This window comes from Promicromonospora sp. NPDC019610, assembly GCF_044389365.1.
Taxonomy (GTDB): domain Bacteria; phylum Actinomycetota; class Actinomycetes; order Actinomycetales; family Cellulomonadaceae; genus Promicromonospora.
Genome location: NZ_JBIRXX010000002.1, coordinates 174,199 through 194,754 on the forward strand (window position 1 = coordinate 174,199; position 20,556 = coordinate 194,754).

Sequence of the window (20,556 nt, forward strand, 5' to 3'; positions counted from 1 at the left end):
GATGACCCATGCCATCCCCACCCCGTTGGCGCCCCCGCCGGACATCCTGCGCTGCGCGTACATGGAGCTCGTGGTCACCGACCTGGCCGCCTCCCGGAACTTCTACGTCGACGTGCTCGGCCTGGTGGTCACCGAGGAGGACGCCGGGGCGGTGTACCTGCGCAGCATCGAGGAGTTCATCCACCACAACCTGGTGCTGCGCCAGGGCCCGGTGGCCGCCGTCGCCGCCTTCTCCTACCGGGTGCGCAGCCCCCAGGAGCTGGACCGCGCCGTCGCGTTCTACACCGAGCTCGGCTGCGAGGTGCGGCGCGCGCCGGAGGGCTTCACGCGCGGCGTCGGCGACTCGGTGCGCGTGATCGACCCCCTCGGGTTCCCGTACGAGTTCTTCTACGACGTGCAGCATGTCGAGCGGCTCGCGTGGCGGTACGACCTGCACACCCCGGGCGCGCTGGTGCGGCTGGACCACTTCAACCAGGTCACCCCGGACGTGCCGCGCGCGGTGAAGTTCATGGAGGACCTGGGCTTCCGCGTCACCGAGGACATCCAGGACGCCGAGGGCACCACCTACGCCGCGTGGCTGCGCCGCAAGCCCACGGTGCACGACACGGCGATGACCGGCGGGGACGGCCCCCGGATGCACCACGTCGCCTTCGCGACGCACGAGAAGCACAACATCATCGCGATCTGCGACAAGCTCGGCGCCCTGCGCCTGAGCGACCGCATCGAGCGCGGCCCGGGCCGGCACGGCGTGTCCAACGCGTTCTACCTGTACCTGCGCGACCCCGACGGGCACCGCGTGGAGATCTACACGCAGGACTACTGGACGGGCGACCCCGACAACCCCGTGGTCACCTGGGACGTGCACGACAACCAGCGCCGCGACTGGTGGGGCAACCCGGTGGTGCCGTCCTGGTACACCGAGGCGTCGCCCGTGCTGGACCTGGACGGGCACCCGCAGCCCGTCGTCGCCCGCACCGACACGTCCGAGATGGCCGTGACCATCGGCGCGGACGGGTTCTCGTACACGCGCCCGGAGGACGCCGCCCGCGCGGAGGACGACGCCGACGTGCTGCCGTCGTGGAAGCAGGGCGAGTACAAGCTGGGGCACCAGCTGTGACGGGCCCGGAGCCGGGCGCCGCGGCAGACGGCCGCACGCTCGACGACGCGACGGTCACCGCGATCGCCGACGAGCTGGCTCGCGCCGACGCCGAGCGCGCCACCGTCCCGCTCCTGACGGCGCGGTACCCCGGGATGACCATCGAGGACTCCTACGCCGTGCAGAACACCTGGCGGCGGCGCGGCATCGAGGCCGGACGCCGCCCGGTGGGCCACAAGATCGGGCTCACGTCGAAGGTCATGCAGGCGGCCACCGGCATCACCGAGCCGGACTACGGCGCGATCTTCGCCGACATGGTGTTCGAGAACGGCGCGGTCGTCGAGCACTCCCGGTTCTCGAACGTGCGCGTCGAGGTGGAGCTCGCCTTCGTGCTGAACCAGCGCGTCGCCGGGCCGGACGCCACGGTCTTCGACGTGCTGCGGGCCACCGAGTACGTGGTGCCCGCGCTGGAGATCCTGTCCTCGCGCATCGAGCTGGCCGGCCGCACCATCGTCGACACGATCAGCGACAACGCCGCGATGGGCGGCATGGTCTACGGCGGCAACCCGGTCAGGGTCGGGGAGACCGACCTGCGCTGGGTCGCCGCGCTGCTGTACCGCAACGAGGTCATCGAGGAGTCGGGCGTCGCCGCCGCCGTGCTGAACCACCCCGCGGCCGGCGTCGCCTGGCTCGCCAACAAGCTCGCCCGGCACGGCGCGGCGCTGGAACCCGGCGAGATCGTCCTGGCCGGCTCCTTCACACGGCCGATGTGGGTGGAGCCGGGGGACACGGTGCTGGCCGACTACCGAGAGCTGGGGACCGTCTCGTGCCGATTCGTCTGACCCTCCCGCCCACGTTCCGGGACCGCATCGAGGCCGCCGGCCGCCCGTTGGCCGGCATGTGGGTGTGCTCCGGCAGCCCCGTGGTGGCCGAGATCTGCGCGGGCGGCGGCCTGGACTGGCTGCTGATCGACGGCGAGCACTCGCCGATCGGCCTGGAGACCACCACGGCCCTGCTCCAGGCGGTCGCCCCGTACCCGGTCACCCCGGTGGTCCGGGCGCCGTCGGGCGACCCCGTGGTGCTCAAGCAGCTCCTCGACCTCGGCGCGCAGAACGTGCTGGTGCCCATGGTCGACACCGCCGAGCAGGCCCACGACGTGGTCCGGGCCGTCCGCTACCCGCCGCGCGGCGTGCGCGGCGTCGGCAGCGCCCTGTCCCGCGGCGGCCGCTGGAACCGGGTCCCGGACTACCTGGCCGAGGCCGAACGCCACGTGTCGCTGTTCGTCCAGGTCGAGTCCGTCACCGGGGTCGAGAACGCGGCGCACATCGCCGGCGTCGACGGGGTGGACGGCGTCTTCGTCGGCCCGTCCGACCTGGCCGCGTCGATGGGCGTGCTCGGGCAGCAGACGCACCCCGCCGTCACCGCCGCGGTGCACCGCACGTTCGAGGCCGTGCGCAGCGTGGGCAAGCCCGTGGGCGTCAACGCCTTCGACCCCGCCGTCGCCCAGGCCTACCTGGACGACGGCGCCTCCTTCGTGCTCGTCGGGGCCGACGTCGCCCTCCTGGCCCGCGGTGCGGAGGCGCTCGCGGACCGGTGGACCGCCGATCCTCCGGCCGGCACCGCCGGGTAGCGTTCGGACCATGCGTCTGGGCGTCCTCGACATCGGTTCCAACACGGGTCACCTGCTGGTGGTCGACGCCCACGGCGGCGCCGCGCCGCTGCCCGCGTCGTCGTACAAGTAGCCGCTGCGGCTCGCGGAGCACCTGGACGCCGCCGGCGCCGTCGGCCCGGCGGGCGTCGAGGCCCTCGTGGAGTTCACGGCGCAGGCCGTGCGCGTCGCGGAGGACCGGGGCTGCGCCGAGACGCTGGCGTTCGCGACGTCCGCCGTGCGCGAGTCGGTGAACGCCGAGGACGTGCTGCGGACCGTGCAGGAGCGCACCGGCGTGCTCCTGGAGGTGCTCAGCGGCGCGGACGAGGCCCGGCTCACCTTCCTCGCGGTGCGCCGGTGGTTCGGCTGGTCGGCCGGGCGGCTCGCCGTCTTCGACATCGGCGGCGGCTCCCTGGAGATCGCCGGCGGCGCCGACGAGGCTCCCGACGCCGCGTGGTCGCTCCCGCTCGGGGCGGCGCGCCTGGCCCGCACGCACTTCGGCGCCGCGCCCGACGGCGCCGGGCCGGACGACGACGCGCTGCGCGCCCTGCGCCGGGACCTGCGTGCCGACATCGCACGCCACGCCGGCGACCTGCTGCGCTCCGGCCGCCCCGACCGCGCGGCCGCGACCTCGAAGACCTTCCGGTCGCTCGCCCGGATCTGCGGCGCCGCGCCCGCGGGGGACGGGCCGCTCGTGCCGCGAACGCTGCGGCTCGACGACCTGCGCGCCCGGATGGACGAGCTGGTCCGGACCGCGCCCGCCGACCTGGCCGGGCTGCCCGGCGTCTCGCCGAGCCGTTCGCACCAGATCGTGCCCGGCGCGCTGGTCGCGGAGGCGTGCATGGACGTGTTCGACCTGCCGGAGCTGGAGATCTGCCCCTGGGCGCTGCGCGAGGGCGTGATCCTGGAGCGGCTGGACCTCATGCCGCACCTCGCGGCGGGCTGACGCCCTTCCGGGCGGATACTGGCGGCATGCCCGTCGTCACGAGTCCCGTCGAACGCCTGCGTGCCCGGGTGGGGAACGCCCTCTTCACGAAGGTGGCCGGGCCCCACGGGTTCGAGGCGCGCGACCGCATCCACCTGACCCCCGGCCCGCGCTGGTTCCCGCCCGGCAGCCCGATCCGCCTCGTGCACGCCGACTCGGCGACGTTCGCGGGCGGGCTCCGGGCGCTCCTGCTCCAGTCGCTGCACCCGCTCGCGATGGCGGGGGTGGCCGGCCACTCCGGCTACCGCGGCGACCCGTGGGGGCGGCTGGCCCGCACCTCCACGTTCCTGGCGACCACCACGTTCGCCACCACCGAGCACGCCCAGGAGATGGTCGACCGTGTGCGCGCCGTCCACGACCGCGTGCGGGGCCGGGCACCCGACGGGCGCCCCTACCGCGCGAACGACCCCCACCTGCTCACCTGGGTGCACGTGGCCGAGGCCGACTCGTTCCTGGCCGCCCACCAGCGCTACGGCGAACGGCCGCTGAGCCCCGCCGAGGCGGACGAGTACGTGGCCCAGTCCGGCCGGGTGGCCCGCGCGCTCGGGGCGGAGGTGGTCCCGGAGACGGTCGCCGAGCTGGCCGAGTGCCTGCGGTCCTACCGCGCCGAGCTGGTCGCCACGCCCGAGGCGCTCGACACCGCGCACTTCCTGCTGCGCGAGCCGCCGCTGCCCTGGGTCGCCCGCGCGCCCTACCGCCTGCTCGCCGCCGGGTCCGTGGCGCTGCTGCCCGCCTGGGCGCGCGCCGAGCTGGACGTCGAGACCTGGTTCAGCCGGACCCTCGGCAGGCCCGCCGGGGCGCTCGCGGTCCGGGGCGTGCGGTGGGGACTGGGCTCCGCCGGAGGCCGGGAGCGCTGGGCCTCAGTAGCCTGAGGGAATGGCGAGCGACCCCGACGTCCCCGACGCCTTCGACGTGTACACGGTCGTGGTCCTGCGGCGTCCGCCCGACGCCCCCGACATCACGGACGACGCCCTGATCGAGCTCCAGGCGCGCCACCTCGCCTACCGGGCCGACCTGCGGCGCCGGGGCGTGCTCGTGGTGAACGGGCCGTTCGACCTGCGCAGTGACCCCTCGTACCGCGGGATGTCGATCTTCGCGTGCTCCCCGGACGAGGCCGCCCGGCTGTCCGACGGCGACCCGTCCGTCGCGGCCGGCCGGCTCGCCTACGACGTGCTGGAGTGGTGGGTCGCCGCCGGCTCGCTCGCGTTCCCGCTCGCGGCCGGGCAGGTGGGGGACCGCCGCAGCATGCCGGACGACTGACGGGCAGCGCGCTGGTCGAGCGTGTCGAGACGGTCTCGACACGCTCGACCAGCGATGCCGTCACTCCACGCCGAGCGCCGCGACCGGCGAGGTGCGGACGGCGGCCCGTGCCGGGACCACGGAGGCCAGGAGCCCCGCGACGAGGGCGACACCCAGGACCAGCGCGATGTCCGTCCACGGCACGGCGTACCGCACGTCGCCCATCAGCGACAGGGCGGTCGCCGCCCCGGCCCAGCCGAACACCAGCCCGAGCACGATGCCGAGCACGGCGCCGACACCCGCGATGAGCATGCCCTCCACCGCGAGCATGGCCCGCAGCTGGTCCTTGCCCAGCCCGATCGCCCGCAGGGTCGCGGACTCCCGGGTGCGCTCGATGACCGACAGGGACAGCGTGTTGGTGACGCCGATCAGCGCGATCACCACGGCCACGGCGAGCAGGCCCACCACGATGCCGAGGATCACGTCCACGACCTGGCGGAACTGCGCGGCCTGGGCCGCCGGGCCCATCACGAACGCCCCGCCGTCGACCTCCGCCACGGCGTCCTGCACGTCCGTGAGCACCGCCGTGGGGTCGGAGCTGTCGATGTGCGCCCAGACGTCGCTCCACGGGTCCGCGGCGTCGAGCCGGGCGAAGTCCGCGGCCGTGATCATGCTGCTGAGCGGCTCGGCCGTGGTGATGACGACCGTCAGGTCGACGGTGCCGCCGGGACCCTCCACGGTGGTGCGGTCGCCGTCGGCGAGGTCCAGCGAGTCCGCGGCGTCCTGGCTGAGCAGGATCGAGCCGTCGGCCAGCCGTTCCGCCTCCTCGGCCACGTTCACGACGGCCGCGAGGTCCTGCGGGTCGGCGGCCGCGACCTGCAGGTCCTCCGTCCCGGCGAGCGTGACGAGCGCGCTGGTGACCAGCACGGTGTCGGTGACCCCGCCGGCGCCCGCGACGGCCTCGTGCACGTCGTCGACGTACCTCGGGTCGGACGGCGACGCGCTCACGTCGTACGGGAACGTCTCGTCGAGCAGGCTGTCCGCCGACATCCGGGCGCTCGCGGCACCCGTGGACATCATGGTGACCAGCGTGACGCCGATGAGCAGCGCGGTGGAGGTCGCCGCCGTCCGCCGCGGGTTGCGCAGCGTGTTGGCGACGGCCAGCCGGGCCGCCGGGCCGGAGCGGGACACGAGGGCACCGAGGCCCGCCGCGACGCGCGGCAGCCACAGCACGGCGCTCAGCACCACGCCGAAGAACGCGAGCGAGCCGCCGCCCACGGCCGCGAGCAGGCCGAACTGCGGCGCCCCGTTCATGCCGAGCGTCACGCCGACCGCGAGCCCCGCGAAGCCGCCGACCACGCACAGGAGCGAGATCACCAGGCGGGCCCGGCCGGTGCGGGCGCGCAGCGTCGGCGCGTCCGAGGGCCGCAGGGCGGCCAGCGGCGCGACCCGGGTGGCCGAGCGGGCCGGGGCGAGCGCCGCCAGGACCGTCACGCCCACGCCGACGGCGAGCGGCAGCACGACCGCCTGCCAGGTCAGGGCGATGGTCGTCGGCAGCGGCACGTCGAGGTCGAACGACGGCGCGACGAGCAGCGCGATCTGCGCCAGCGCGGCGCCCGCCACGATGCCCGCCGCCGACGCGACGACACCGAGGATCGCGGCCTCCAGCAGCACACTGCGGTAGAGCTGGCCGGCGCCCGCGCCGATGCAGCGCAGCAGCGCCAGGGTGCGGGTGCGCTGGGCCACGAGCACCTGGAACGTGTTGGTGATGACCATGGCCGCGATGAGCAGGGCGATGGCGGCGAACGTCAGGACGAACACCAGGAAGACGAGGTCCTGGCCGCCGGTCTGCTCGGCGGTCTGTTCCGTCGCCACCTGCTCGACCGTCTGCACGGTCATGTCGCCCGCGGCGTCGGGGAAGGCGCCCTGGAGCGCGTCGCTCAGCCCCGGCGGGACCTCGTCGCCGCCGAGCGGGGTGTCGAGCGCGACGAGCAGCTCGGTGACCGGGTCGGCGTAGGGCTCGGCCGCGTTCCACGCGTCGAGCGTCGCGGCCGGGACCGCGGCGGCGCCGCCGTAGGAGGTGTAGGCGCCGTAGGGGTCGGCCGCGATGCCTGTCACGGTCAGCGTCTCGGTGACGTCCTTCGGGTCGCCGAGCTCCGCGGCCGGGTCGTCGGCCTCGCTCTCGGCCCATCCGTCGGGGTAGACGGTCCGGTTGAGCGTCACCGTGTCGCCGACGCCGACCTCCATGCGCTCGGCGACCGTCGTGGACAGGGCCACCTCGCCGTCGGACGCCGGCCAGGCGCCGTCGGTCAGCTCCAGTGGGGACAGGCGCGGGTCGGCGGGCACCGGGGCGAAGGCCTGGAAGCCGCCCTTGCCGCCGTTGCGCAGGTCGCCGAACCAGGCGGTGAGCGGCTGGACGGCCGCGACCTCGTCGAGCGCGGCGACGGCCCGGACGTCGCCGTCGGTGATCCCGTCGGCGTCGCCCTCCGGGCTGGTCACCACGACGTCGGCCCGCGCGTACCCGGCCGCGACCATGTCGTGGGTGGTGCCGTTGATGACGCCCCCGGCCAGCAGCGTCACGGTGACGAAGGCGGTGCTGATCAGGATGGCCACGCCGGCGGCGGTGAGCCGGCCGGTGCTGCGGCGCATCTGCCCCAGGGTGAGGCGTGCGGTGGGGAAGGAGTTCGACATCACGCACCCGTCCGGGCGGGACCGGTGGTGACGGCGGGCTCCAGGGTGCGCAGGGCGTCCAGCCCGGCCATCGCGGACTCCGGCGTGGGGTCGCTGATGTCACCCGCGATCCGGCCGTCGGCGATCAGCACCACCCGGTCCGCATACGCGGCCGCGGACGGGTCATGGGTGACCATGATGATCGTGCGACCCAGCTCCCGCACCGAACGACGCAGGAACGACAAGACCTCCGCACCGGACCGGGAGTCGAGATTACCCGTGGGCTCGTCCGCGAACACCACGTCCGGCTGCGCGATCAACGCACGCGCGATCGCGACACGCTGCTGCTGCCCACCCGAGAGCTCACCCGGGCGGTGGGTCAGCCGCCCGGTCAGACCCAGCGTCTCCACCAGGGTGTTCAGCCACGCCCGGTCCAGGCTCGCCCCGGCCAGCTCGACGGGCAGCGTGATGTTCTGCTCGGCGGTGAACATCGGCAACAGGTTGAACTGCTGGAACACGAACCCGATCCGGTCGCGCCGCAGACGCGTGAGGGCCTTGTCGTTCAGGCCGGTGATCTCGGTCTCCCCGAGGAAGGCCTGCCCGCCGGTGGCGGAGTCCAGACCGGCCAGCAGGTGCATCAGGGTCGACTTACCCGAACCCGAGGGGCCCATGATCGCGGTGAACCTGCCCTGCTCGAAGTCCACGTCCACGCCGTCCAGGGCGCGCACGATCGCCTCACCCTTGCCGTACGTCTTGGTCAGGGAACGGGCGCGCACTGCGGGTGACGACCCGGGCGCGTACACGGTGGTGTCCATGGGAAGGACGTTACGGAGCGGCTGTGCGCCGGCGCGTCCCGCCCCGGGCTGGTCTTGGTCGGTCCCTGGGTCATACCCAGGTCGTACGACCCACCCTGACCACCCCGGGGCGGGCATCAGTCCACGGCGTCGAGCTCGACGACGACGGCGTGCGCCGGGTGCAGCAGCGGGAGCCGCAGCCCGACCGCGCCGAGCGCCGCGCCGGGCACCACCGCGGCACCGTCCGCGGAGCCGGCCGCCTCGCCCGTCGCGGCGAACAGCGGCGGCGCGTCGCGGTGCGGGTCGGCGGCCAGCGGCAGCGACACCCGGTACCGGCGCGCCGGGTCCAGCCCGGGCACACGCAGCAGCGCGGGCAGCGCCCGGTCGCCGGTCACCGACCGCACCACGCGCACCACCGCCCGGCTCCGGTCGGGCGCGACGACGACGGTCGCGCTCGTCCCCGCGTCGCCGGTCGGCGGGTGGTGCACGTCGCCCGTGTGCAGCAGCGGCCGCAGCCGCCGGTACGCGGCGATGCCGTCGCGCAGCCGCTCCAGCTCCTCCGGCGTGCCCGCCGTCAGGTCCCACTCGATGCCGAAGTGCCCGGTCAGCGCCACGGCGATCCGCAGGTCGAGCTCCGTGGCGCGCCGCGTGGTGTGGGCCACGGGCGGGCCCACGTGCGTGCCGACGAGCTCCGGGGGCAGCAGCAGCTCGGTCCAGCGCTGGATGGCGAGCCGCTCGACCGGGTCGTTCGTGTCCGAGGCCCACACCCGGTCCGTGTGCTCCAGGACGCCGAGGTCCACGCGCGCCCCGCCCGAGGCGCACGCCTCGATCTCCAGGCCCGGGTGCCGCGCCCGGAGCGCCGCCAGCAGCCGGTACACGGCCTCGGTGTGCCGGTGCACGTTCGCGCGGCCGGCGGTCACGGCCTCGATGAGGTCGCGGTTCTGGTCCCACTTGACGTAGTCGAGCCGGTACTCGGCCACGAGCGCCGAGACCGCCTCCAGCAGGTGGTCGAACACCTCCGGCCGCGACACGTCGAGCACGAACTGGTTGCGCCAGGGCCGCACCTCGTTCTCGATCGGCTGCAGCAGCCAGTCCGGGTGCTCGCGGGCGAGCTCCGAGTCGAGGCTGACCATCTCGGGTTCGAGCCACAGCCCGAACTCCATGCCGTGGCCGCGCACGACGTCGACCAGCGGGTGCAGCCCGTCCGGCCACGGCTCGGGGTCCACGCGCCAGTCGCCCAGCCCGGCCGAGTCGTCGCGGCGGCCGAGGAACCAGCCGTCGTCGAGCACGAACCGCTCCACGCCGACGTCGGCGGCGAGGCCGGCGAGCCGCTGCAGCTTGCCGAGGTCGTGGTCGAAGTAGACGGCCTCCCAGGTGTTCAGCGTCACCGGGCGGGGACGGCGCGGGTGCCCCGCCCGGCCGCGCACGAACCGGTGGAACCGCCGTCCGACGCCGTCGAAGCCCTCGTCGCTCCACACGAACAGCGCGGCCGGGGTGCGGAACGAGGCGCCGGGGTCGACCGTGATCTCGCCCGGCCGCAGCAGCGGCCCGGCGCCCAGCAGCGTGCGGCTCTCGGGCAGCGCGTCGACCCGGTGCACCGCGTCGCCGCTCCACGCGAGGTGCGCCGCCCACACCTCGCCCCGGGTGTCGTCGAACCCGGCGGTCCCGAGCACGAGCACCAGCGGGGAGTCGTGCCCGGTGCGGCCGCGGCGCGACTCGCGCGCGTGGCTGCCCTGGGTGAGCGGACGGCGCTGCGGGGTGCGCTCGCGCGTCCAGCGCCCCGAGAAGTCCAGCACCTCCGCGGCGACGTCGCCGACCGGCATCGTCGCCTCCAGGATCGCGAGGTCGACCGGCTCGGCGCCCGTGTTGTGCAGCTCGTGCTCGACCCGGAGCACCCCCGACGCGTCGAGGACGAGGCCGACGACGACGCGCAGCCCCGCCGCCTCGGCGGTGATCCGCAGGTGCCGCTCGTCGCCCTGCACCAGGGTGCGGCGCCAGCGCGGCAGCAGCGCCCGGCGTCCCACGTGGCCGGCGAGACCCGGGCGGCCCTCCCAGCCGTCGTGCTCGCCGGGGAGCACCGTGAGCGGCCACGGCGCGTCGAGGGCGCTCGGCGACGCCGGCCGCGCCACCGACCGCAGCAGCCGCCGCGCGTCGTCCGCGTCGAGCGGGCCGATGTCCCGGCCCCAGTGCACCACCTCCGGCAGCCCGTCCTGCGGCAGGGCGATCACGACGCCGACGCCGGCCGCCCGCAGCACGTGCACGAGCGGGCCGGGGTCGGTGCCGGGCTCCGTGCCGGTCACCTCGGTCGCGTCGAGCGTCACTCGGCGGCGCTCTCGCGCAGCACGACCACGCGGCCCGCGGGCACGAGCGCCGTGCCGTCGAACGTCGCGTCGTCGAGGAGCGAGCGGCCGGACACGGCCACGGTCTCGTCGGCGTCGGAATGGTTGACGAGGAACAGGACGTCGCCGTCCGGCGTCCGCCGGCGGACCGCCTCGATCCCCGTGCTCGCCTCGACCGCGCGGGGCAGGCCGAGCTCGTCGATGAGCCGGTCGGCGATCCGCGTGGCCGAGTCGAGCGGGAGCTGCGCGGAGACGTACCAGGCGGCGCCGTCGCCGACGGCGTGGCGGGTCACGGCCGCCCGGCCGGCGGAGTCGCCGTCGGCGTAGGTCACGACCGCCTCGGCACCGCGGAGGTTGGTGTCCTCGCTCCAGTCGGTGACCTCGCCGCCGTCGGACAGGCGCACCGTCTCGTCGGCCTGCAGCGGGCGGAACTCCTCGGTCGAGACGCCGAGCAGGTCACGGAACGCGCCCGGGTAGCCGCCGCCGCGCACCCGGCTGGTCTCGTCGACGATGCCGCAGAGGTACGTGACGAGCACCGTGCCGCCGTCGCGCACGAACTTCTCGACCCGCGCCGCCTGCGCGTCGGAGACCACGAACAGCGTGGGCAGGACGACGAGGTCGTAGCCGTCGAGGTCGGCGTCGACGGGGAGCACGTCGACGAGCACCTGCCGCTGCCAGAAGACCCGGTGCCACAGCCGCGTCTCGTGGGCGTACCGCAGGGCGCGGTGCGGCTTGAGTCCCTGCTGGAAGGCCCAGGCGGACTCCTCGTCGACCAGGAGCGCGACCCTCGCGGGCTCCACCGGCGCGCCGGCGATCCCGCGTAGCTGCCGCAGCGCCGCGCCGAGCCGCACGACCTCGCGCCAGACGCGGCTGTCGGTGCCGGCGTGAGGCAGCATCGCGGAGTGGAACTGCTCGGTCCCCGCGGTCGAGGCCCGCCACTGGAAGAACATCGCGCCGTCCGACCCGCGCGCCACGTGGGTGAGCGCGTTGCGGAGGATCTCGCCGGGCGTCTTGGCGCGGTTGCGCTCCTGCCAGCTGGGCGCCCCGGTGGAGTGCTCCATGAGCAGCCACGGCTGACGGGCGTGCGTCAGCCCCCGCATCCGGTCGGCCGCGAACGCGAGGTCCTGCTCGCGCGCCGGGTCGGCCCCGATCGTGTAGTGGTCGTTCGCCACGACGTCGACGTGGCCGGCCCAGTCGGAGTAGTCGACGACGTGCCCGCCGGAGCCCACCATGAAGTTGGTCGTGACCGGCACGGCGCTGTGCGCGCGCAGTACCTCGGCCTCGGCGAGGTAGTGCTCCAGCAGCTCGTCGGAGGAGAACCGCTCGAAGGCGAGGAACAGGCCCGGGGTCGCCTTGTGCCGGTCGCCGCGGGGCGGCTCGATGTGCTCGATGTCGGTGAAGGTGTGCCCCCAGAACGCGGTGCCCCAGGCGGCATTGATCGCCTCGACCGTGCCGTACTCCGCGCGGAGCCACTCGCGGAACCGGGCCGCCGAGACATCGCACCAGCAGCGGCCGTTGCCGCCGCCGAGCTCGTTGCTCACGTGCCACAGGCGCACCGCGGGGTGGTCGCCGTAGCGCTCGGCGAGGGCGGTGGTGATCCGGAGCGCGTGCTCCCGGAACACCGGTGAGCTGGCGCACCAGCCGAGCCGCCCGCCGGGCTGCTCGCGCATGCCGTGGGCGTCGATCGGCAGCACCTCGGGGTGCTCGTGCAGCAGCCAGCTCGGGGGCGCGGCCGTCGGGGTGGCGAGGTCGACGGCGATGCCGGCGTCGTGCAGCAGGCCGATGATCTCGTCGAACCAGCCCCAGTCGTACTCGCCCTCGCGCGGTTCGAGCAGGCCCCAGGAGAACACGCCGAGGGTGACGATGTTGACGCCCGCCTCGCGCATCAGCCGCACGTCCTCGCGCCACACCTCGGGCGCCCACTGCTCGGGGTTGTAGTCGCCGCCGTAGCTCAGGCCGTCGGTCGGCCAGGCGGGCAGGGCACGGCGGGTGGGGGGTCGTCCGGTCGCGCGACGGGCCACGGGGCATCTCCTTCGATGTCGGTGCGGGGACGAGCGCGCCCCCGGCGTCAGACTTGTCGAGCCTGCGACTGTTTGTCAATCTGCGGAACAAACGTGGCCTCAGAACCGGAGCATCGTCCGTAGGCCCACCACGGCCCCGCCGCGGGCCCACTCGTCGAACGCGAACGGCTGGACGTCCAGCGCGAGCGGCGGGATGCCGGGGGAGCGCACCTCCTCGATCGTGGCCCGCACGTGGTCGCCGGCGAGCTCCATGACCACGAGGCCGTCCCCGGCGAGCACGATCTTCTGCGGGTCCAGCGCGTTGGCCACCGTGCCGATCAGCACCCCGAGCGCCTGCCCGGCGTCGGCGAAGGCTCGCCGCGCCACGGCGTCGCCGCCGCGCGCCAGCGCCACCGCGCCGTCGAAGTCGAGCCCGGGGATGCGCAGCGCGTCGACGATCGCCTGGTTGGGCAGCAGCGCGCTGACGCAGCCGCGGTGGCCCTGGCCGCAGATGGGTCCCGCCGAGTCGACGCGGAGGTGGTCGAGCCGGCCCGCACGCCCGTGGTGCCCGGTGACCACCCGGTCGTCGACGACGAACCCGAACCCGACGCCGGTGCCCACGGTGATCAGGGCGAGCGAGGAGCAGCCCACGCCCGCGCCGAACCAGTGCTCGGTGGCGGTGAGCGCGCGCACGTCGTTCTCCGCGCCCACCGGGATGCCGAGCCGTGCGGTGAGCAGCTCCGCGAGGTGCACGTCCCGCCAGCCCAGGAACGGGGAGTCCTTGACCACCTGGCGCCCGTCCACCACGGTGAGGTCGCCCGCCAGCGCGACGCCGCCGGCGACGATCGAGCCGAACCGCCCGGCGAACCGGGCGTGGGCGGCGGCGATCTGCTCGATCACCGCGTCCGGCGACCGGTCGGCGAGGGGTTCCTCGTGGGCGGCCACGATGCGCGCGCCGAGGTCGGTCACGACGGCGAACACGGCGTCGCCGGTGAGCTTCACCCCGAGGAGGTGGTGGGCGTCGTGCCGCACCAGGAGCAGCTCGCTCGGCCGCCCGGTCGCGCCGCGCAGCTCGACCTGGCCCTCCGTGACCAGGCCGTGGTCCATGAGCGCGCGGGTGACGCGGGTCAGGCTCGCGCGGGACACGCCGAGCCGGCGCGCGATCTCGGCGCGGGGGAGCGGGCCGTGGATCAGCAGCTCGCGCAGCACGCTGCGCTCGGCGTCGGCGAGCGCCGGCCACACCGCCGCGCCGTCCGGTGTCGCGCCGCCCGGCGTCGTACCCTCCGACGCCGCGGACTGACCTCGTGACATCACTACCTCGTCTCTGGGGCTCGGATCTTATCCATCCAGCCCTTTGTTTCGATAATTGACAAAGGGTAGGCGCGCCGTCAGACTCTGGTCCAGTTGGCGCCCGGTCGCCGACGAGTACCGATCAAAGGAGATCCCGATGCGCATCCGCCCCCTCGTGGCCTGTGCGGCCACGGTCGCCGCCGTCACCGTCCTGAGCGGCTGTGGCGCCGCGAGCGCCGAGTCCGAGGGCCCCGTCACCCTCGAGTACTGGGCGTGGCCGGCCGGCAGCAAGACCGTCGTCGACACGTGGAACGCGGCCCACCCGGACATCCAGGTGAAGCTCTCCGACGCCGGCGGCGGGGACGAGTCGTCCCAGAAGCTGCTCACGGCGTCGCGCGCCGGCAACGCGCCCGACCTGGCGCTCGTCGAGTACACGACGCTGCCGTCGCTGATCGTCGCGGACGTGCCGCTGGAGATCACGGACTACGTGAGCGACGTGCAGGACGCGTTCACCGAGGGCACCTGGGCGCAGACGACGTTCGACGGCGCGGTCTTCGGCGTGCCGCAGGACGTCGGCCCGATGGCGCTGGTCTACCGCGAGGACCGCTTCGAGGAGCTCGGCGTGCCGGTGCCCACCACGTGGGCGGAGTTCCGCGACGCGGCGGCCGCCGTGCAGGAGGCCGACCCGGACGCCGTCATCGCCAGCTTGCCGCCCACGGAGTTCGGCTTCTTCGCCGGCGTGGCCACGCAGGCGGGCGGGCAGTGGTGGGGGGTGGACGGCGAGGAGTGGACCGTCGGGATCGCCGACGAGGCGTCCCTGGAGGTGGCCGACTACTTCGAGGAGCTGGCGGCCGACGGCCTGATCCAGACGGAGCCGCTGCTGACCCCCGAGTACAACGCCATGATCAACGAGGGCACCATGCTCTCGTGGCCGTCGGCCGTCTGGGCGCCGGGCGTCATCGAGTCGGTCGCGCCCGACACCGCGGGGAGCTGGGCGATGGCGCCGCTGCCGCAGTGGACGCCGGGTGACCCGGCGGTCGCCTACCAGGGCGGCTCCGCCCTGGTCGTGACCAAGGACAGCGAGCACCCCGAGGAGGCGGCGAAGTTCGCCACCTGGCTCAACTCCACCGAGGAGGGCAACACGCTGCTCCTGGACGAGCAGAGCCTGTACCCGGCGTCCGGCCTGGGGCAGGAGATGGCGGAGAACAACGACCCGCCGGCCCTCATGCCGCAGCAGAAGGACTTCTACTCCGTCTCCGCCGACATCTCCGCCGAGACCGTCCCGGTGACGTGGGGGCCGAACGTCAACCTCGCCAAGTCGGTCTTCGAGGACGAGCTGGGCAAGGCCATCCGCAACGGCACCCCCTGGCGGGACGCGTTCGTCGCCACCCAGGAGGCCGTGGTCGCCGACATGGCGGAGACCGGGTTCGCCGTGAGCAACGGCTGACCCGGAGCCCGCGATGTCGACCACCCTGCAGCCGGCCCGCCGCCGTCCCCGACGGCGGCAGGTCGCGCCCTACCTGTTCACCGCCCCGGCGGTCATCCTGTACGTCACGTTCATGCTCGTCCCGGTGGGGTACGCCGTCTGGCTGAGCCTGCGCGCCTACCGCATCGAGGGCGCGCTGCTGGGACGCAAGACGGAGGTGTTCGTCGGCCTCGACAACTACGTCGCGGTGCTGACCGACCCGGAGTTCGCGGCCGGCTTCGGCCGGCTCGCGATCTACGGCGTGATCGCCGTGCCCCTGACGCTCGGCCTCGCGCTGCTGTTCGCCCTCGTGCTGGACACGCCCGCCGCGCGGCTCAAGCGGTTCGGCCGGACGGCGATCTTCATCCCCTACGCGGTGCCCGGCGTCGTCGCGGCCCTGCTGTGGGGCTTCATGTACCTGCCGAGCACGAGCCCGTTCTCGTACGTCACTCGCGCGCTCGGGCTGGGGACCATCCCGTTCCTCGACGGCCCGGGGCTGTTCGGCTCGCTCGCGAACATCGCGATCTGGGGCGGCGTCGGGTTCAACATGATCATCATCTACACCTCGTTGCGGTCCATCCCGGGCGAGATCTACGAGTCCGCGCGGCTCGACGGCGCGGGCGAGGTGCAGATCGCGCTGCGGATCAAGGTGCCGCTGGTGGTGCCCGCGCTCGTGCTCACCGGGGTGTTCTCGCTGATCGGCACGCTCCAGCTGTACAGCGAGCCCGCGACGCTGCAGCCCATGACGAGCGCCATCTCGAACACGTGGGTGCCGCTGATGACCATCTACCGTGACGCGTTCGGCACCGACGACCTGCCCCAGGCGGCCGCCGCGTCGACCGTCCTCGCCGTCGGCACCGTGCTCGTCTCGGTGGTCATCCTGCGGATCGTCAACCGCAAGCGCACGGGGGTCGAACGATGAGCGTGCTCACCGCCCGCCCGGGCCCGGCGTCGACCCGGCGCGACCCCTCCGACCGCGCGCGCTCGCGGGCGCGCCGGGGCGGCTGGGGCGTGCTGCCGACGATCGTGCTGCTGGTCGGCGCCCTGTACTGCCTGATCCCGGTGGCCTGGGTCTACGTCGCGGCGACCAAGACCCGCGGCGAACTGTTCACCACGTTCACCTTCGCGCCCGGCACCGGGCTGGGGGAGAACCTCACGGCCTTGTTCGCCTACGAGGGCGGGCAGTACCTGATGTGGTGCCTCAACTCGCTGATCTACTCCGGCGTGGGGTCGCTGCTCTCGGTGCTCGTCTCGACGATGGCCGGGTACGGGCTCGCGAAGTACGAGTTCCGCGGCCGCTCGTTCCTGTTCCTGTCGATCCTCGCGGGCGTGCTCATCCCGGGCATCGTGCTGGCCGTGCCGCAGTACCTGCTGCTCTCGCAGCTCGGGCTGGTCGGCACGCACTGGTCGGTGCTGCTGCCGAGCATCGTCAGCCCCTTCGGCATCTACCTGTCGCGGGTGTACGCGATGTCCGCGGTGCCGCAGGAGACCCTGGAGGCCGCGCGCATCGACGGCGCGGGGGAGTGGCGCATCTTCCAGCAGATCGTGCTGCCGCTCATGGTGCCCGGCATGGTCACGGTGTTCCTGCTGCAGTTCATCGGCACCTGGAACAACTTCCTGCTGCCGTACATCATGCTGTCGGACCAGAGCCGGTATCCGCTCACCGTGGGGCTGTTCACCCTGCTGGCCAAGGGGTCGAGCTCCCCGGCGCTGTACTCCGTGGCGATCACGGGCGCCGCGGTCTCGATCATCCCGCTGCTCGCGCTCGTGCTGTTCCTGCAGCGCTACTGGCGCCTCGACCTCGTCTCGGGCGGGCTCAAGGGGTAGCGGATCCGGACGGCGGGGTGCCTCGCGTGGGGCGCCCCGCCGTCCGGGCGGCGGCCGGGTGACCGCCTCAGGCGTCCCAGGCGATCGTGAACTCGGCCAGGTCGATCTTGCCGTCCTGGTCGTGGTCGGCCTTGCCGAAGATCTGGTCGAGGTCCTGGTCGGTGGTCTCCTCGCCACGCGTGGCCATCGCCTGGCGGAACTCGTCCGCGGTGATGCGGCCGTCGCCGTCGGAGTCGAACTCGACGAAGGTCCGGGTGAGCTCGTCGGCAGCCATGCTGTTACCTCGCAGAGTCGGAAACAATTCGCACCGTATGCAACCACATGTCGGTGTGCTCGGTGGTGGAATTGCTGGGCGGTAAGTCCGATACGGTGCGGCGTGCCGAACGTCGAGACCTGGAGGTCCGCACCATGAGGTTGTACGCCGCCGCCCCGGCGAGGGGTGCCCGCCAGGTGCTCGGTGACCTGCTGCTGCTCGCCTGGATCGCGGCCTGGGCGTGGGCCGGCCGCGAGGTGTGGGCGGCGACCGTGGAGCTCGGCCGGCCCGGCCGCGCGACGGCCACCGCCGCCGACGACATGGCCGCTCGGTTCCACGACGTCGAGGGTCGGATCGACGGCATCCCCGGCGTGGGCGACGACCTGGCCGCGCCGTTCAGCGGGGCCGCGGACGCCGCGGAGAGCCTGGCCGAGGCGGGCCGCTCCCAGGCCGAGACGGTGGCCGACGTCGCGCTGCTCGTCGGGCTCGCCGTCTTCCTCGTCCCGGTGCTGCTCGTGGCCGTGGTCTACGTGCCGCTGCGGGTGCGGTTCGTGCGGCGCGCGAGCGCGGGCCGCCGGCTCGTCGCGGCCGACCCGGCGCTGCTGGCGCTGCGCGCGCTGACGAACCGGCCGCTGCGCGCCCTGACCAGGATCTCCGCCGACCCGGTGCGCGCGTGGCGGGACGGCGACCCCGACGTCGTGCGGCGGCTGGCCGACCTGGAGCTGCGGGCGCTCGGCCTGAAGCGGTAGCCGGGCGGGGCCGCCGGGCGCAGGGCGTCAGGAGGCGGGCGCGGTCCGCGCGGCGCGCAGCCGGTCCGTCCCGGCGAGCAGGTCGCTGAGCCCGCCGCGGGCGTCCTCGATCACGAGGGCCTCCGCGGCCGCGGCGTCGCCCGCGCGCAGCGCGCTGACGAGCGCCCGGTGGGTGGCGTAGCGCTCCATGCCGAACTCGTCGTCGTGCGCGACGCGCTCGAGCCGCCGCGCGCGCTGCTCGGGCCGGGAGAAGACGCGGGTCTGGTCGAGCAGCCGGACCAGCACGGGGTTGTCCGCGCAGGCGTCGACCGTGTCGTTGAACTGCTGCATGACGTCCAGGAGCCGGTGGAGCTGCCGGGTGACGTCCTCGCCTGACCCGTGCCGCTGCCGGGCGACGATCAGCAGGTCGTCGGCCTCGTCCAGGAGCGCGTCGAGCCGGTCGAGCCGGCCCGGCGTCGCGTGCCGCGCGGCGAACCGCGCGACCATGCCGCGCAGCGCCACCTCGACCTCGGCCAGGTCCTGGACGGCGGTGTCGCCGATGGGCGAGACCTTGACCGTGCGGGGTCCGGTCCGCTCCAGCAGGCCGTCCTGCTCGAGCCGTCGGATCGCCTCGCGCACCGGCGTGGGGCTCACCGAGAGCCGTTCGGCCAGCCCGCGCTCGGTCACCTTCTGGCCCGGGCGGAGCTCCCCGGTCGTGATCGCGTCCCGGATGGCGCGGTAGGACCGGTCGGCGAGCGTGTCGCCGGCCAGGGCGGCCAGGGCTTCGGAGGTCACGCGCCCATCCTAGAGCCCGTGCTATCGCAGAGCACGCTTGCAACCATTGACAGTTTTGCTATAGCAAAAGTACGGTGAGCGCCACACGCTGACGTGGCCACGACGAGGTGGCAGAGGGAGAAGGTTGCATGTCCACCACCGCGCCGCCGGTGCGGCACGCGCAGACCAGGATCACGGTGCTGGTCGCGCTCGCCGTCTTCGCCCAGGAGTCGACCTGGAACTTCTACGACGCCCAGGTGCCGCCGCTACTGCGGGAGCACCTCACCAGCGCGGCTCTGGTCGGTTTCCTGATGGGCATGGACAACCTGCTCGGCGTCTTCGTCCAGCCCTGGCTCGGCAACCGCTCCGACGGCACGCGCACGGCCTGGGGCCGCCGCATGCCGTACCTGGTGGTCGGCATGCCGGTCGCCGCCCTGCTCTTCCTGGTGATCCCGCACGCCGCCGCGTCGCTGCCCCTGCTGGTGGCGGTCATGTTCTGCTACGCCCTGGTCGCCAACGCCTTCAAGCCGATCGCCGAGTCGCTGGTGCCCGACTTCGTGGCCCCCGAGAAGCGCAGCCGGGCCAACGCCGCGGTCAAGATCGCGTCCAGCCTGACCGTGATCGTCGCCGCGCTGATCAGCCTGCTGGTCGTCGACGAGCACCCCGCCCTGGCGTTCGCGATCCCGTCGGCGCTCATGCTCGTCTCGATCGTGGTGCTCGGCCTCACGGTGCGCGACAGCCGCTCGCCCGGCTACCAGGCGGCCCTGGCCGAGGACGCCGCGGACGCCGCGGACGCCGCCGGCCCCGCGGACGCCGCACCGGCGCGGCCGGGCGTGCGCCGCGTCGTCCTCGACATCGTCCGTGACCCGGACCGCAGCCGGCTGCTCATGATGGTCGCGATCCTGCTCTTCGGCAGCGCCTGGTCGGCGTCCCGCGCCCTGGCCACGCCGTACGGCATGGAGGCGCTCGGCCTCTCCCGCGGCGACGCCGGCGGGCTGCTGCTGCCGAGCGGCGTCGCGTTCCTGCTGGCCGCCTACCCGACGGCGCTGCTCGCCGAACGCATCGGCCGGCTGCGGACCATGATGATCGGGATGTCGCTCTTCGCGGCGGCAATGGTGGTCGGCACCGTGGCGCAGACCCCGGCGGGCACCGTCGTCGCCTTCTGCGTCGGCGCGGCGGGCGCCGCCGCGTTCCTGGTCAACGCGGTCGTCGTGCTCTGGAACCTCGCACCCTCGGCGCGGGTCATGGGCACCTACGCCGGGCTCTACGCCGTCGGCTGGGCCGGCGGAGGGTTCGTGGGCCCGGCGCTCGTGGGCGGCATGGTCGACCTGACGGGCTGGACGCTGATGCTCGTCGACGTCGCCGTCGTCGCGGTGCTCGGCGTGCTCGCCGTCGCCCGCGTCGAGGCCCTGCAGCGGCGCGCCGACCTCACGAAGGCGGTGTGAGTG

18 protein-coding genes are annotated in these 20,556 nt (G+C 74.1%); 11 read left to right on the forward strand and 7 right to left on the reverse strand.

What is annotated here, in order from left to right:
- The first annotated feature begins 1 nt into the window (after position 1).
- From hpaD to ACH45N_RS12360, 6 genes are all read left to right on the forward strand, one after another.
- The gene (hpaD, locus tag ACH45N_RS12335; RefSeq protein ID WP_397394157.1) at positions 2-1,117 is read left to right on the forward strand and encodes a 3,4-dihydroxyphenylacetate 2,3-dioxygenase; all 1,116 of its coding nucleotides are present in this window, start codon (positions 2-4) and stop codon (positions 1,115-1,117) included.
- Positions 1,114-1,938 carry a 2-oxo-hept-4-ene-1,7-dioate hydratase gene (gene hpaH / locus ACH45N_RS12340; RefSeq protein ID WP_397394159.1) on the forward strand — a complete coding sequence of 275 codons (825 nt, stop codon included), beginning with the start codon at positions 1,114-1,116 and terminating at the stop codon, positions 1,936-1,938. The genes hpaD and hpaH overlap by 4 nt, the downstream gene beginning before the upstream one ends.
- On the forward strand, positions 1,923-2,726 hold the full coding sequence (locus tag ACH45N_RS12345; RefSeq protein WP_397394161.1) for an HpcH/HpaI aldolase/citrate lyase family protein: 804 nt from the start codon (positions 1,923-1,925) through the stop codon (positions 2,724-2,726). Before hpaH ends, ACH45N_RS12345 begins: the two co-directional genes overlap by 16 nt.
- Positions 2,727-2,841: 115 nt before the next feature.
- A complete protein-coding gene (locus ACH45N_RS12350; protein ID WP_397397435.1) occupies positions 2,842-3,690 on the forward strand; it encodes a Ppx/GppA family phosphatase in 849 nt (282 codons plus the stop codon).
- 26 nt (positions 3,691-3,716) lie between these two features.
- Positions 3,717-4,601, forward strand: coding sequence for an oxygenase MpaB family protein (locus ACH45N_RS12355; protein WP_397394163.1), 885 nt, complete (start codon positions 3,717-3,719; stop codon positions 4,599-4,601).
- Positions 4,602-4,605: 4 nt separating this feature from the next.
- Positions 4,606-4,989, forward strand: coding sequence for a YciI family protein (locus tag ACH45N_RS12360; RefSeq protein WP_397394165.1), 384 nt, complete (start codon positions 4,606-4,608; stop codon positions 4,987-4,989).
- 60 nt (positions 4,990-5,049) lie between these two features.
- On the opposite strand, the gene ACH45N_RS12365 is transcribed toward ACH45N_RS12360, so the two are convergent.
- The 5 genes from ACH45N_RS12365 to ACH45N_RS12385 all read right to left on the reverse strand — a co-directional run bounded on the left by ACH45N_RS12365 (position 5,050) and on the right by ACH45N_RS12385 (position 14,082).
- On the reverse strand, positions 5,050-7,659 hold the full coding sequence (locus ACH45N_RS12365) for an ABC transporter permease (RefSeq protein ID WP_397394167.1): 2,610 nt from the start codon (positions 7,657-7,659) through the stop codon (positions 5,050-5,052).
- On the reverse strand, positions 7,659-8,453 hold the full coding sequence (locus tag ACH45N_RS12370; protein WP_397394169.1) for an ABC transporter ATP-binding protein: 795 nt from the start codon (positions 8,451-8,453) through the stop codon (positions 7,659-7,661). The genes ACH45N_RS12365 and ACH45N_RS12370 overlap by 1 nt, the downstream gene beginning before the upstream one ends.
- A gap of 116 nt (positions 8,454-8,569) precedes the next feature.
- Positions 8,570-10,753, reverse strand: a complete 2,184-nt coding sequence (locus ACH45N_RS12375) for an alpha-galactosidase (RefSeq protein WP_397394171.1) — start codon at positions 10,751-10,753, stop codon at positions 8,570-8,572.
- The gene (locus ACH45N_RS12380; RefSeq protein WP_397394173.1) at positions 10,750-12,792 is read right to left on the reverse strand and encodes a beta-galactosidase; all 2,043 of its coding nucleotides are present in this window, start codon (positions 12,790-12,792) and stop codon (positions 10,750-10,752) included. Before ACH45N_RS12380 ends, ACH45N_RS12375 begins: the two co-directional genes overlap by 4 nt.
- 99 nt (positions 12,793-12,891) lie before the next feature.
- Positions 12,892-14,082 (reverse strand): ROK family protein, encoded by a 1,191-nt coding sequence (locus ACH45N_RS12385; protein ID WP_397394175.1) that lies wholly within the window; start codon positions 14,080-14,082, stop codon positions 12,892-12,894.
- 136 nt (positions 14,083-14,218) lie between these two features.
- Between ACH45N_RS12385 and ACH45N_RS12390 the strand changes: the two genes are divergently transcribed.
- From ACH45N_RS12390 to ACH45N_RS12400, 3 genes are read left to right on the forward strand one after another with little or no spacing between them, the layout of a single operon-like run.
- The gene (locus ACH45N_RS12390; RefSeq protein ID WP_397394177.1) at positions 14,219-15,508 is read left to right on the forward strand and encodes an ABC transporter substrate-binding protein; all 1,290 of its coding nucleotides are present in this window, start codon (positions 14,219-14,221) and stop codon (positions 15,506-15,508) included.
- Positions 15,509-15,521: 13 nt separating this feature from the next.
- Positions 15,522-16,448: a carbohydrate ABC transporter permease gene (locus tag ACH45N_RS12395; RefSeq protein WP_397394179.1), complete on the forward strand. Its 927-nt coding sequence runs from the start codon at positions 15,522-15,524 to the stop codon at positions 16,446-16,448.
- Positions 16,445-17,353, forward strand: coding sequence for a carbohydrate ABC transporter permease (locus ACH45N_RS12400; protein ID WP_397394181.1), 909 nt, complete (start codon positions 16,445-16,447; stop codon positions 17,351-17,353). Before ACH45N_RS12395 ends, ACH45N_RS12400 begins: the two co-directional genes overlap by 4 nt.
- Positions 17,354-17,420: 67 nt before the next feature.
- Here ACH45N_RS12400 and ACH45N_RS12405 read toward each other — a convergent pair whose 3' ends face one another.
- Complete coding sequence (locus ACH45N_RS12405; RefSeq protein WP_397394183.1) at positions 17,421-17,627, reverse strand: EF-hand domain-containing protein; 207 nt, start codon at positions 17,625-17,627, stop codon at positions 17,421-17,423.
- A gap of 134 nt (positions 17,628-17,761) precedes the next feature.
- Here ACH45N_RS12405 and ACH45N_RS12410 point away from each other — a divergent pair, with 134 nt between their 5' ends.
- Positions 17,762-18,355, forward strand: coding sequence for a hypothetical protein (locus tag ACH45N_RS12410; RefSeq protein WP_397394185.1), 594 nt, complete (start codon positions 17,762-17,764; stop codon positions 18,353-18,355).
- 27 nt (positions 18,356-18,382) lie between these two features.
- Here the strand turns inward: ACH45N_RS12410 and ACH45N_RS12415 are convergent, their stop codons facing one another.
- Positions 18,383-19,129 (reverse strand): GntR family transcriptional regulator, encoded by a 747-nt coding sequence (locus tag ACH45N_RS12415; protein WP_397394187.1) that lies wholly within the window; start codon positions 19,127-19,129, stop codon positions 18,383-18,385.
- A 128-nt stretch (positions 19,130-19,257) separates the two neighbouring features.
- Between ACH45N_RS12415 and ACH45N_RS12420 the strand changes: the two genes are divergently transcribed.
- Positions 19,258-20,553, forward strand: a complete 1,296-nt coding sequence (locus ACH45N_RS12420; protein WP_397394189.1) for an MFS transporter — start codon at positions 19,258-19,260, stop codon at positions 20,551-20,553.
- The last annotated feature ends 3 nt before the right edge of the window (positions 20,554-20,556 follow it).

What these genes read in the sequence shown, in the direction of transcription:
- ACH45N_RS12355 (WP_397394163.1), top strand. Translation starts at nt 3,717, where the DNA reads ATGCCCGTCGTCACGAGTCCCGTCGAACGCCTGCGTGCCCGGGTGGGG.
- ACH45N_RS12365 (WP_397394167.1), bottom strand. Translation starts at nt 7,659, where the DNA reads ATGTCGAACTCCTTCCCCACCGCACGCCTCACCCTGGGGCAGATGCGC.
- hpaD (WP_397394157.1), top strand. Translation starts at nt 2, where the DNA reads ATGACCCATGCCATCCCCACCCCGTTGGCGCCCCCGCCGGACATCCTG.
- ACH45N_RS12405 (WP_397394183.1), bottom strand. Translation starts at nt 17,627, where the DNA reads ATGGCTGCCGACGAGCTCACCCGGACCTTCGTCGAGTTCGACTCCGAC.
- ACH45N_RS12385 (WP_397394175.1), bottom strand. Translation starts at nt 14,082, where the DNA reads ATGTCACGAGGTCAGTCCGCGGCGTCGGAGGGTACGACGCCGGGCGGC.
- ACH45N_RS12395 (WP_397394179.1), top strand. Translation starts at nt 15,522, where the DNA reads ATGTCGACCACCCTGCAGCCGGCCCGCCGCCGTCCCCGACGGCGGCAG.
- ACH45N_RS12390 (WP_397394177.1), top strand. Translation starts at nt 14,219, where the DNA reads ATGCGCATCCGCCCCCTCGTGGCCTGTGCGGCCACGGTCGCCGCCGTC.
- ACH45N_RS12400 (WP_397394181.1), top strand. Translation starts at nt 16,445, where the DNA reads ATGAGCGTGCTCACCGCCCGCCCGGGCCCGGCGTCGACCCGGCGCGAC.
- ACH45N_RS12370 (WP_397394169.1), bottom strand. Translation starts at nt 8,453, where the DNA reads ATGGACACCACCGTGTACGCGCCCGGGTCGTCACCCGCAGTGCGCGCC.
- ACH45N_RS12420 (WP_397394189.1), top strand. Translation starts at nt 19,258, where the DNA reads ATGTCCACCACCGCGCCGCCGGTGCGGCACGCGCAGACCAGGATCACG.
- ACH45N_RS12360 (WP_397394165.1), top strand. Translation starts at nt 4,606, where the DNA reads ATGGCGAGCGACCCCGACGTCCCCGACGCCTTCGACGTGTACACGGTC.
- ACH45N_RS12410 (WP_397394185.1), top strand. Translation starts at nt 17,762, where the DNA reads ATGAGGTTGTACGCCGCCGCCCCGGCGAGGGGTGCCCGCCAGGTGCTC.